The following is an 11,443-nucleotide window of genomic DNA, read 5'->3' as shown; positions in this document are numbered from 1 at the left end:
CCCCGGTTTTTGTGAATGACTCCGTTTTCATCCTCCTCAAGGACTCGTTTTTTGAGGCGATAAACCTGACGAAGACTTAGCGATAACAATTCGGCAGCTTGTTTTCCCGTGATATACCCTTCGATCCATTGACGAATGACTTTGTAACGCTTCAATTCTTTTTTGCTCAATGGAATTCGCTCCTGTCTCATACTGACATTTTCACTGAAGCGTTACAATATGACAATATCACAGACGAACAACAATCAAAGGGCACCGGCTTGAAATCCTTTTTCCCGCCCTATATAATATATCTTTGTGGGTGGAATTCTGTCCCCTCTGCTCCTTTGGGAGCCGCACAGTCCGCAGAGAGGATGCGATTTTGATCGGCCTCATTCTGTAAGCAGGACTTTTGCCGGAATCCCGTTCGGTTTTCCAAACGGCGGCGACGTCTTTGGAAGGCGGCGGAGTTCCGAACCGAAAAACGGGAGGTGAATGGTGTTGCGCAAGTACGAAATCATGTACATCCTGCGCCCGGATCTCGACGAAGAAGCGGAAAAAGCGGCGAAAGAAAACCTCGCGAAAATTTTGACCGATAACGGCGCCGTGATCAATGAAGTCGAAGAAATGGGCAAGCGTCGCCTGGCTTATGAAATCAAAGGTCATCGCAACGGTATCTACGTCGTCCTTTACGTGACGGCCGATGCGAAAGCGATCAACGAATTCGACCGCTTGGCGAAGATTAACGATAACGTGTTGCGGTTCATGACGATTCGGGATGAGCGTAAGTAACGCCAAAAATCCGGGGAGAGGTTCTGATGATCAATCGTGTGATTTTGGTCGGCCGGTTAACGCGGGACCCTGAACTTCGGTATACGCCGAGCGGCGTGGCGGTGGCGAATTTCACCATTGCCGTCAACCGTCCGTTTACAAACCAGGAAGGGGAACGCGAGGCAGACTTCATCCAGGTGGTCGTTTGGAGGCGGCAAGCCGAAAACACGGCGAATTTTGTGCGCAAAGGCAGCTTGGTCGGCGTGGACGGACGTCTTCAAACGCGCAGCTATGAAAATAACGAAGGCCGTCGTGTGTACGTCACGGAAGTGGTCGCCGACAGTGTCCAATTCCTAGAGCCTAAAGGTGCGAGAGGCAATGCCGCGATGATGAACGACAACTTTATGCAACCGCCCCAACCACCGATTGGTAAGACGAATCAGGACTACGGCAACCCCTTTGATGACGATCCGTTTGCAGGCGACGGGAAACCCATCGACATTTCGGACGATGATTTGCCGTTCTAATTTTGCGAAAAAGGAGGGTGAAAAGCGCATGGCACGTCGCGGACGAGGCAAACGCCGCAAAGTTTGCTATTTCACGGTCAATAACATCACTTACATTGACTATAAAGACGTCGATTTGCTGAAACGGTTCATTTCCGAACGCGGTAAAATTTTACCGCGACGGGTGACGGGAACGAGCGCTAAATATCAACGCCAATTGACGCGGGCTATCAAACGCGCTCGTCAAATGGCCCTTTTGCCGTACACCAACGACTGATCAATTGAGCCGTTATTAATATTTAAGAAGCCCGGATCTCACGCCGACGCGCGTCAGATCCGGGCTTCTTGTTTTGATTGAGCAGAGCCGTCGGTGCATGCGGTGCGGCTCGATGTCGGTTTGGCTTTTTGACGAACCATCTAATGAGGGGGCGCCGGAAAAGCATCACCGAGAGGCGGTGCCGTGGACGGGAATGGTTTCGCACCGGTCGCCTTTTTTGGGTTCAGGGCATGGGCTTCGCGTCTTTTATTCGAGGAGGCGCACCGCTTGCGCATGCAAATCGGTGATCACGTTTTCTAAATCCAGCAAGAAAAAGTCACGGCCGTCGACACTATGGACGGGCGTCAAGTAACGGCTTTCCGGGTCGGATGGGGCGTCGGTCATTGGCTTCTGTCCACCCGTGTTCTCATCCTCGCGACGCTTGGTCAAGGTGACGATGCGGTCGGCACGGATGGCCGCCGGGGTGCCGTTCCAATCGGTCAGAATAAAGCGGATCTCTTCGAGGTCCGCCCCTTCGCCGGTTTGGGCCGGTGACGTTTCGCCGGATGTCAATAGCACCGCGGCGTTGATCAAAGGGTAGATGCGGTCGCGGACCCGAATCACCCCTTCCACGGCGCGGGGCGACAACGGCAAAGGTTTAATTTCCGTTGGTTTAACGATTTCCACGATATATCGGACGGGAAGCGCGAGGACTTTTTCATGGGCCTCAAAAACGATGACGTCTTGTTCCTTTTTGTTTTCGACAGCAAAGGCCGAATCGTTCATCATGATGGAAACACTCCAAAATTAAGATTCAAAAGGCAGTCCTATACATTTGTATCGGCAGGCGACGCTTTAAAATTAACAGTTAACGACCGTCATCTTCATACCAAGGATTCAAGTGAATGAGAACCTCTTCGACCTGTTTGTCTTTTTCTTTGATGGTATCGCGGATTTTGCGCGTGATGTCGTGGCCTTCTTGGATCGTCAGTTCCCCCGGCACGCTGAGGCGGACGTCGATCAAAATGTAGTTGCCGTGCTCGCGCGCCCTGAGCTGATCGATGCGTTTGACCTCGGGAAAACTGAGGATGATGTTGCGGTATTCCTCGCTTTTTTCCATCGAAACGTTGCTTTCCATAAGGACATTGAACGCTTGAACGCCCATTTCCCAAGCCACTTTTAAAATCAGCAAGGAGACGATTAACCCCCCCACCGGATCGCCGTAGATGGCGTAAGGGATGGACAGCTGATCGCCGAGCCAGCCGATGCCGATGCCGGCGACCGCGGCGAGACTCGCCCAGATGTCCGCTAAATGGTCGTAGGCCGTCGCGATCAAACCTTTGCTGTTCAGCGCTTTTCCGACTTTCATCGTATAATAATACAAAATCGTCTTCCACACGAGTGAAACGAAGGCGGCCGAGAATGCCAAAATATTGGTTTTAAATTCCGGATTTAGGAGCGCAGCGATCGCTTCATAAATGAGATACAGTCCGGCGATAAAGAGAATGATCGAGATGATGCCTGAAGCGATGTCCTCTGCTTTGCCGTGGCCGTAGGGGTGGTCTTCGTCGGCGGGCTGATTGGCCACTTTCATCGAACTGAGCGTGACGACAGAGGCGATGACGTCTCCGCCGTTGTGCACGCCGTCCGCAAGCAACGCCGTGCTATGGAACAGGGTACCGAAGACGATTTTGATGACGGTGAGGATGAAATTGCTGATCAGGCTGATCCAAGCCGCCAGCCAACCCCCCGACAGATGATTTGCTTTCACACCTTTCACCCCACTAATCAATGTTGCATGCGGGAAACAAATAAAAACGACCCTTTGCGCTCAGGGCCGTTGCACGTTATGTTTATCCATAATTATCCATTTTCCTAATATCATGGTGCCCCATTCTTTCTTGAAAGGTTTTTAAACCCGCAAAATGAACGACAGAAGCTTGCCTGCTTCACGCCAAGTTCGAACAAACGAAGAAGCGGCCGAAATGGCCAAGCCGTCGGCGCTTCGATAAAAACGGTGAACGACAAACGTCACCGTCACGGTAACTTCATTATAAGGAAAATGGCGGCAAACCGCAAACCGCCAACCGGATGTTTCGGGAACCGGATCCTGAATATTTCCGACACTGCTTTTTCCCATTTTCCGCCATTTTATGGCCGTTTCATACGAACAACGGATGCCGGTGTGGCGGGCGACGGACGGGCGCCGGGATGCCGCGGAGCGGTGAATGGCGGCATGGCCATATTCAATTATTTATTATTATGCAGAAAAGGTCGTGGCGGCTATCCGGCAGCGCGTGATGCGCCCGGCGGATTTGCCGAAAAGGGACAAACCGCCTAAAATAAAAAAAGAATGTGATCCTCCAGCGACTTGAGGTGTTCTTAGAGAATGAAATCATCCCGTGTCATTGTAGACGGCGCGCTCACCGCGACCCTTTTTATTATTCTCTTATGGGCATGCTTTTATTTGCCCTTGGTTATGGTGGTCGGTGTATATGTGTTGCCGCTCCCGTTTATATATGTGACGTCCAAACACGGCATTAGCGCCGGTGTTGTGTCGGCGGCAGTTTCTTTTGTTTTAGCGTGGTGGTTTACGAATATCGCCTTTGCGATGATCGCCCTGTTATTTATTGCGATCGGTTGTGCGATGGGTTATACCCTTCGCTTTCAAAAATCGGCCTTTGCGGTGTTGGCGGCAGGGAGCTTGGTGGCTGTGACCGGATTGGTTGCATGTTACGGTTTCATGGTCACCGTGTTGAAGATCAATCCGGTTACAATGTTCACCGATCAACTTTTGGCGAGTTTGGACAAGGCCGCCAAAATAGATCCGTACGTGACCAAGAGTGAGTTGAACGTTTATCGCGACCAGTTCAAGCAATTGTCGACAACTTTAATCCCGACGGTCCTCACCGTGATCGGTGTGTGGCTGGCTCTCGTCTCCGAATGGGTGGCGACGCCCATATTGCGGCGAATGGGCGCCCCGTATCCGAAATGGCTCCCCCTTCGCGAGTGGCGGTTTCCCCGCAGCCTGATATGGTATTACCTCGTGGTTATGACCATCCTCCTTTTCAGCGGAAGCGAGCCGACGCACGCGCTGATGACGGTATGTCTGAACGTTTATGAAATCTTGGAAATAGCGATGGCCGTACAGGGGATTGCGTTTATTTTTTTCTACTGCCATATGAAAGGGATCGGGAAGGCAGTGCCGATTGTTGTAACCGTGATCGGCGTCTTCTTTCCGTTTACACTTTATCTCATACGGATATTAGGTATAATTGATTTAGGATTTGACCTCCGATCGCGCATGCGAAATCATAAAGGATAACTTTAGGAGTTGACGGTATGTCAAAGGAATCGGGTGACCGCTCGCGCCGCCACCCGCTCTATCTTGCGGCGTTGATCGGGTTTTTGTTTATCGCGTTGACCGCCGTCATCCAATGGTATTTAGCCGTCATCGGATGCGTGGCATACCTGCTTGCCGCCTTTTTATTGGTCAGCGCTTTCAGGCGATATCAAAAGGGCGTGGAAGACTATATTTCCACGCTGTCTTCGCGTTTAAAAAAAGTCGGCGAAGAAGCCTTGATGGAAATGCCGGTCGGCATTGTTTTATATAATCAAGACCGGATCATCGAGTGGGCCAATCGCTATATGCATGAATTGGCGGGTACAGGCACGCTGATCAAGGAGCCGTTGGACGTCATTTCCGAATCCGTTGTGTCGCTGATTGAAGGGGACGCCGCTGAGGAGATCGTATTGATTCGTGATCGGCGGTTTCGAGTGATACCGAGGCGCGAAGAACGCCTGCTCTATTTTTTTGACGTCACCGAGATGACCGAAGCCAAGACCCGTTACGAAAATGAAAAAACGGTTCTGGGCATTATTTGTTTGGATAACTACGATGAAATCACCCAAGGCATGGATGATCAAATCAAGAGCCGTCTGAATAACGAATTGACCAATCTGCTGAAAGATTGGTGTACGGCACACGGCATTTATTTGAAGAGGTTTTCCTCCGAAAATTTTATAGCGGTTTTTAATCAGCGGATTTTGCGCGAATTGGAAAAAACCCGTTTCGACATACTCGATCGCGTTCGCGAAGGCAAAAAGGAAATGGCCGTGCCCATGACGGTCAGCATCGGCATCGGCGCCGGCGTGACCGATCTTATGGAGCTCGGCATGATGGCGCAATCGGCGTTGGACCTCGCCCTGAGCCGGGGCGGCGATCAAGTGGCCATCAAATTGCCTTCGGGAAAAGTCAAATTTTATGGCGGTAAAACCAACCCGGTGGAAAAAAGAACCCGGGTTCGGGCGCGCGTCATTTCGCACGCGCTCTCCGAACTGATCAATGAGAGCGACCAGGTATTGGTCATGGGGCACAAGCAACCCGACATGGATGCGATCGGCGCCGCGATCGGCATCATGAAGATCGCCGAGGCGTGCGGGACACCGGCCGCGGTGGTGATCGAGCATGAACGTTACGGTCCCGGGGTCATCCGCCTCATGAACCGAATTAAAGAAGATGAAAATCTATGGCATCGTTTTATAACGGCCGACGAGGCGATCGAACGGGTGACACACGAAACGCTCGTCGTCGTTGTCGACACCCATAAACCGTCCATGGTCGTGGAGCCGCGGCTTCTCGCGAGATCCGACCGCATTGTCGTGATCGACCATCACCGGCGCGGCGAAGATTTTATCGAGAATCCAGTCCTCATCTATATGGAACCTTATGCGTCCTCGACCGCCGAGCTGGTCACGGAACTGCTGGAATATCAGCGAAAGCAGCCCGCTTTAAGCGCGTTGGAAGCGACGGCTCTGCTCGCGGGGATTACCGTGGACACCAAGAATTTCACCTTGCGCACCGGTTCGAGAACGTTTGACGCCGCATCGTATTTGCGCGCCCATGGCGCCGATACGATTTTGGTGCAAAAATTGCTCAGGGATGATTTGGAACATTATTATCAACGGACGCGTTTGATTCAAAACGTTGAGATTTATCGGGACCACATCGCTTTGGCCGTCGGGGAAGAAGGCGATGTCAATGAGCAGGTCATCATCGCCCAGGCAGCGGACGCCCTTTTATCCATCGACGGGATTGAAGCGTCGTTCGTCATCTCCTTGCGGCCCGACGGATTGGTAGGCATCAGCGCCCGGTCCCTCGGCGAGATCAACGTCCAACTGATCATGGAAAGTTTGGGCGGCGGCGGTCATTTGACGAATGCCGCCACTCAACTGGATACCTCGATTGAAGAAGCCGTTCAACGTTTGAAGGCGGCCATCGAGGAATACTTCGAAGGGGGAGAATCGGAGTGAAAGTCATTTTTTTGCAAGACGTCAAAGGCAAAGGCAAAGCCGGAGAAGTGAAAGACGTTTCGGAAGGCTATGCCCGCAACTTTTTGATTCCGCGGAAAATGGCCGTTGAGGCCAACGACGCCAATCTGAAACAACTGGAAATGAAGAAAAAGAGCGAAGCGAAGCGGGCGCAAAAGGAATTTGAAGAGGCCCAAGCTCTAAAAGCGCAAATCGAAAAAACGGAAATCACCCTTTCCGCGAAATCAGGCGAAGGCGGCCGCCTGTTCGGCTCCATCACCTCAAAGCAAATCGCCGAGGAATTGAAGAAGAAAGGATTCAACATCGATAAACGCAAAATTGACCTGAACGAGCCGATTCGGACGCTCGGCTACACGGATGTGCCCTTGAAACTGCACCCGAAAGTGACGGCCGTTTTAAAAGTGCACGTTAAAGAAGCGTAAGCGGCCGATTCATTGTGGTTAAATCCGCGGGTATGGGTTTTTGAGCCCCCGAAAGAGCTTTATCGCGGCATATGCTGAAAAGCTGGTTTGGGCGGCGAATGGACGGGCTGTGGTGGATACGGGTGCATTTGTCATGCATGAAAAGAGAAACCGGCTGTTCGTCGCGTCGGCCGCCGGACTTGTTCAAGTAAACGAGCCAGGCCGCAAACGGTATATGGCCTTCAGGAACGGCCCGCGGCCGCCGTTGGCAAGTTTGTTGAGGGTTGGAACATGGATCGTTTTTTACACCCGTTCACCCGGTGATCAGGCTAGGTCTTTTTTAGATGAAGAGGAGAATGAAGCGATGAGCGATTTATTTGCGGATCGCACCCCTCCGCACAACATAGAAGCTGAACAGGCCGTCCTCGGGGCGATATTTCTTGAGCCCTCGGCGCTTACGATCGCGTCGGAGCACCTCGTGCCCGAGGATTTTTACCGCACCGCCCATCAACGCATCTTTTCGGCCATGCTTGACCTGTCGGAGCGCGGCGAACCCGTCGACGTGGTGACGGTTACCTCCGAATTGCACGACCGCAAATGGCTGGAAGAAGTCGGCGGTTTGGATTATTTGAGCGAGCTCGCCAACTCGACGCCGACCGCAGCGAACATTGAATTTTACAGCGGCATCGTCGCGGAAAAATCGTTGCTTCGCCGCTTGATCCGGGCGGCGACGAAGATCGTTTCGGACGGCTACACGCGTGAAGACGATATCGACGACATTTTGAACGACGCGGAAAAAACGATACTGGATGTCGCGCAAAGGAAGCGGACGACCGACTTTCGCTCCATCAAGGACATTTTGGTCGAAGCTTATGATAACATCGAAACGCTTCATAACCGAAAAGGCGAGGTCACCGGCATACCGACAGGCTTTATCGAACTTGACCGTATGACCGCCGGTTTTCAAAACAACGATCTTATCATTGTGGCGGCGCGACCGTCCGTCGGTAAGACGGCCTTTGCCCTTAATATCGCGCAAAATGTGGCCACAAAGACCGATCACAACGTCGCCATCTTCAGCTTGGAAATGGGTGCGATGCAGCTGGTGATGCGGATGTTGTGCGCCGAAGGAAACATCGATGCCCAGAAGCTTCGGACCGGAAAATTGAACGATGAGGATTGGAAAAAGCTAGCGATGGCGATGGGAAGTCTCTCAAACGCCGGCATCTACATCGACGACACGCCCGCCATTCGCGTCAGCGAAATCCGCGCCAAATGCCGGCGGTTGAAACAGGAAAAAGGGCTCGGTCTCGTCCTGATCGATTATTTGCAGCTCATCCAAGGCTCCTCCTCGCGGCGCAACGAAAACCGGCAGCAAGAAGTGTCCGAGATTTCCCGGTCGCTCAAGGCGCTTGCCCGCGAACTGAACGTCCCGATCATCGCGCTGTCGCAGCTTTCGCGGAGCGTCGAGTCGCGCCAAGACAAGCGGCCGATGATGTCGGACATCCGGGAGTCGGGCAGCATCGAGCAAGACGCCGATATCGTCGCCTTTCTGTATCGCGATGATTATTATGACAAGGAATCCGAGAAGAAAAACATCATTGAAATCATCATCGCCAAGCAGCGCAACGGCCCGGTCGGCACAGTGGAACTCGCCTTCATCAAGGAATATAACAAATTCGTCAATTTGGAGCGCGTGCACAAAGAGAACGAAATGCCGGCGCGCACCGGGTAATCCATCGGCTGCGCATGGAGCGTGAAACGGCTAAAAAAGCGCGGATGGCGCCATAATATATAAAAAGCAGACAAAAAATAGGAATGATGAGAGCGCAAACGGCATGCGGAGGAAAACGAAAAAGGCGCAAGATCCGGAGCGGACCGGTTCAAACGGTCGAGGTCGATCCGCGGGATGCGGCCAAGCATGCCGACGAGCGGCGGACGCAAAGGGAACCTCTTTTCGGCGTCCGCTGCTTTTTATTTTTGATGACAAACGAACAAAGACTTTTAGCTATAAAATATTGTTCGTTTTTATGTTTGACGCCGCCGGTTTGTTCCGTTAAACTGAATATGTATTTTTCGGTTTACGAATATTATCGGTTTGCCCGATAAAATTTAACGCGCAGGAGGATGCACGTATGCCATCGGTCGTCGTCGTCGGCGCCCAATGGGGCGACGAAGGAAAGGGGAAGATCACCGATTATTTGTCGGAAAAATCGGAGGTGATCTCTCGCTACCAGGGCGGTGACAATGCCGGACACACCATCGCCTTCAACGGGAAAACGTATAAGCTTCACCTCATTCCGTCGGGGATTTTTTACAAAGATAAAATCTGTGTGATCGGAAACGGCATGGTCGTCAATCCGAAATCACTCGTGCGTGAATTGAACTATCTTCATGAGAACGGCATAGCGACGGATAACCTCCGCATCAGCAACCGCGCCCACGTCATTTTGCCGTACCATATCATCCTCGATCGCGTCGAAGAAGAGCGCAAGGGGTCAGGAAAAATCGGCACGACTCAAAAAGGCATCGGTCCCGCCTACATGGACAAGGCCGCCCGGATCGGCATCCGCATCGCGGACTTGCTGGAGCCCGATACCTTTAAAGAAAAACTCGAACGAAATCTGAAAGAAAAAAATGCGCTGCTTGAAAAAGTCTACGGTGTGCCGGGCTTCAAGCTAGACGACATTTTTGAAGAATATCGGCAGTATGCTGAAATCATCGAGCCGTACGTCGCGGATACCTCGGTCGTATTAAACGACGCCCTGGATGAAGGCAAACGCGTCCTTTTTGAAGGAGCTCAAGGAGTTATGCTCGACATCGACCAAGGGACGTATCCGTTTGTGACGTCGTCCAATCCTGTGGCCGGCGGGGTCACGATCGGCGCCGGGGTCGGACCGACCAAGATCAATCATGTCGTCGGGGTGGCGAAAGCGTACACGACGAGAGTCGGCGACGGGCCGTTCCCGACGGAATTAAACAATGCGATTGGCGATCAAATTCGTGAAATCGGACGCGAATACGGCACGACCACCGGCCGCCCGCGCCGGGTCGGCTGGTTTGACAGCGTCGTTGTCCGCCATGCCAAAAGGGTGAGCGGCATCACCGATTTGACGTTGAATTGCCTCGATGTGTTGACCGGGCTGGATACCGTCAAAATTTGTGTGGCTTATAAATATAAAGGCATGACGATCGAAGATTATCCCGCCAGCCTGAAAATCCTTAACGAATGCGAGCCGATTTACGAGGAACTGCCAGGGTGGCAGGAAGACATCACGGGCGTCCGCGGTTTGGACGATCTGCCCGCCAACGCCCGCCATTATCTTGAACGCATTTCCCAGTTGACCGGCATCCCGATCTCGATTTTTTCCGTCGGCCCTGATCGCAGCCAAACCCATCTCATCCGTCCGGTGTTTGCATAAGTTTTATGGCGGCCTGATCCGATGGGCTCAGGCCGCCTCCCATTCCTTGCATTTCATCTGTTAAAGTGGTATGGTTATACATGTAGCGACGAGCGAAGCTTCCGCCGAGATGGCTGCGAGTTGTCCCGACGCATCCGGCCTCGGAGCGTAGCTCGTAGAGGAAGGGACAGTGGCCATTTAAACTGCATACCTTTTTTCATCGTCGCGGGGTGGAGCAACGAGCGAAGCTTCCGCCGAGACGCTGCGAGTTGTCCCGACGCATCTGACTTCGGAGCGTAGCTCGTAGAGGAAGGGACAGTGGCATTTAAGTTGCATACTTTTTTATCATCGCGGGGTGGAGCAGTGGCAGCTCGTCGGGCTCATAACCCGAAGGCCGCGGGTTCGAATCCCGCCCCCGCAACCAAATAAGCCATTTCAAAAAGCGTACGACACGTATGCTTTTTTATTTTATGTACGCCCGGCATGGGTGCGGTGCTATAGGGTGAAAGTCCTGAACGGGGGCTGGCGAGCGCCTAACGTTAGCTGAAGGCAAGGGTGTCCGCCGCGAGGCGGAATCTGAAGGAAGCCGGAGGCAAACACTCGACCTGAGGGACACGAACCCAATTTGAGGCTGTCACAGTCGGATGAGTCTGCATAACAAGATGAAGTCCTAAGCCGCCAAGGGCTGTGGCGGTATATTGGGCAGGTACATGAGTGGAAAGTCCGCACTCTTATCCGGGGAGGCCTGTACGATACGCCTTCTAAGGATGGCAACCAAAATCGAGAGGTTTTGCTGAA

At 52.6% G+C, this 11,443-nt stretch carries 12 protein-coding genes and 1 tRNA gene; 10 read left to right on the top strand and 3 right to left on the bottom strand.

Going from position 1 to position 11,443, the window contains the following annotated elements; all coding sequences use genetic code 11:
• Positions 1-170, bottom strand: a 170-nt coding sequence (locus CCB157_RS17410) for a helix-turn-helix domain-containing protein (protein WP_143287084.1), incomplete at its 3' end; no start/stop codon positions are given.
• A 310-nt stretch (positions 171-480) separates the two neighbouring features.
• Between CCB157_RS17410 and rpsF the strand changes: the two genes are divergently transcribed.
• The 3 genes from rpsF to rpsR are packed head-to-tail and all read left to right on the top strand — an operon-like array spanning position 481 to position 1,533.
• On the top strand, positions 481-771 hold the full coding sequence (gene rpsF, locus CCB157_RS14820) for a 30S ribosomal protein S6 (RefSeq protein ID WP_077616649.1): 291 nt from the start codon (positions 481-483) through the stop codon (positions 769-771).
• Between the two features lie 26 nt (positions 772-797).
• Positions 798-1,277 carry a single-stranded DNA-binding protein gene (gene ssb / locus CCB157_RS14815; RefSeq protein WP_077616648.1) on the top strand — a complete coding sequence of 160 codons (480 nt, stop codon included), beginning with the start codon at positions 798-800 and terminating at the stop codon, positions 1,275-1,277.
• Positions 1,278-1,305: 28 nt separating this feature from the next.
• Complete coding sequence (gene rpsR / locus CCB157_RS14810; protein ID WP_077616647.1) at positions 1,306-1,533, top strand: 30S ribosomal protein S18; 228 nt, start codon at positions 1,306-1,308, stop codon at positions 1,531-1,533.
• A 246-nt stretch (positions 1,534-1,779) separates the two neighbouring features.
• On the opposite strand, the gene CCB157_RS14805 is transcribed toward rpsR, so the two are convergent.
• Positions 1,780-2,301: a chemotaxis protein CheW gene (locus CCB157_RS14805; protein ID WP_077616646.1), complete on the bottom strand. Its 522-nt coding sequence runs from the start codon at positions 2,299-2,301 to the stop codon at positions 1,780-1,782.
• Between the two features lie 79 nt (positions 2,302-2,380).
• The gene (locus CCB157_RS14800) at positions 2,381-3,283 is read right to left on the bottom strand and encodes a cation diffusion facilitator family transporter (protein ID WP_077616645.1); all 903 of its coding nucleotides are present in this window, start codon (positions 3,281-3,283) and stop codon (positions 2,381-2,383) included.
• A 246-nt stretch (positions 3,284-3,529) separates the two neighbouring features.
• Between CCB157_RS14800 and CCB157_RS17405 the strand changes: the two genes are divergently transcribed.
• The 7 genes from CCB157_RS17405 (at position 3,530) to CCB157_RS14760 (ending at position 11,069) form a co-directional block, all read left to right on the top strand.
• Positions 3,530-3,853 (top strand): hypothetical protein, encoded by a 324-nt coding sequence (locus tag CCB157_RS17405; RefSeq protein WP_143287083.1) that lies wholly within the window; start codon positions 3,530-3,532, stop codon positions 3,851-3,853.
• Positions 3,854-3,901: 48 nt separating this feature from the next.
• Positions 3,902-4,837 carry a YybS family protein gene (locus tag CCB157_RS14790; protein ID WP_077616643.1) on the top strand — a complete coding sequence of 312 codons (936 nt, stop codon included), beginning with the start codon at positions 3,902-3,904 and terminating at the stop codon, positions 4,835-4,837.
• Positions 4,838-4,854: 17 nt separating this feature from the next.
• Positions 4,855-6,825 carry a DHH family phosphoesterase gene (locus CCB157_RS14785; protein WP_077616642.1) on the top strand — a complete coding sequence of 657 codons (1,971 nt, stop codon included), beginning with the start codon at positions 4,855-4,857 and terminating at the stop codon, positions 6,823-6,825.
• Positions 6,822-7,265, top strand: coding sequence for a 50S ribosomal protein L9 (gene rplI, locus CCB157_RS14780; RefSeq protein ID WP_077616641.1), 444 nt, complete (start codon positions 6,822-6,824; stop codon positions 7,263-7,265). The genes CCB157_RS14785 and rplI overlap by 4 nt, the downstream gene beginning before the upstream one ends.
• Positions 7,266-7,608: 343 nt before the next feature.
• Positions 7,609-8,979, top strand: a complete 1,371-nt coding sequence (dnaB, locus tag CCB157_RS14775) for a replicative DNA helicase (RefSeq protein WP_077616650.1) — start codon at positions 7,609-7,611, stop codon at positions 8,977-8,979.
• A 400-nt stretch (positions 8,980-9,379) separates the two neighbouring features.
• Complete coding sequence (locus CCB157_RS14765; RefSeq protein ID WP_077616639.1) at positions 9,380-10,666, top strand: adenylosuccinate synthase; 1,287 nt, start codon at positions 9,380-9,382, stop codon at positions 10,664-10,666.
• Positions 10,667-10,994: 328 nt separating this feature from the next.
• Positions 10,995-11,069 (top strand) — tRNA-Met (locus tag CCB157_RS14760).
• Positions 11,070-11,443 lie beyond the last annotated feature (374 nt).

The organism is Caenibacillus caldisaponilyticus (genome assembly GCF_002003465.1).
Lineage (GTDB): Bacteria > Bacillota > Bacilli > Bacillales > Sporolactobacillaceae > Caenibacillus > Caenibacillus caldisaponilyticus.
Note: the sequence above shows the minus strand (reverse complement) of the source record. Positions and strands in the feature narration are given on the sequence as shown.

What these genes read in the sequence shown, in the direction of transcription:
- ssb (WP_077616648.1), top strand. Translation starts at nt 798, where the DNA reads ATGATCAATCGTGTGATTTTGGTCGGCCGGTTAACGCGGGACCCTGAA.
- rpsR (WP_077616647.1), top strand. Translation starts at nt 1,306, where the DNA reads ATGGCACGTCGCGGACGAGGCAAACGCCGCAAAGTTTGCTATTTCACG.
- CCB157_RS14805 (WP_077616646.1), bottom strand. Translation starts at nt 2,301, where the DNA reads ATGATGAACGATTCGGCCTTTGCTGTCGAAAACAAAAAGGAACAAGAC.
- CCB157_RS14790 (WP_077616643.1), top strand. Translation starts at nt 3,902, where the DNA reads ATGAAATCATCCCGTGTCATTGTAGACGGCGCGCTCACCGCGACCCTT.
- CCB157_RS14785 (WP_077616642.1), top strand. Translation starts at nt 4,855, where the DNA reads ATGTCAAAGGAATCGGGTGACCGCTCGCGCCGCCACCCGCTCTATCTT.
- dnaB (WP_077616650.1), top strand. Translation starts at nt 7,609, where the DNA reads ATGAGCGATTTATTTGCGGATCGCACCCCTCCGCACAACATAGAAGCT.
- CCB157_RS14765 (WP_077616639.1), top strand. Translation starts at nt 9,380, where the DNA reads ATGCCATCGGTCGTCGTCGTCGGCGCCCAATGGGGCGACGAAGGAAAG.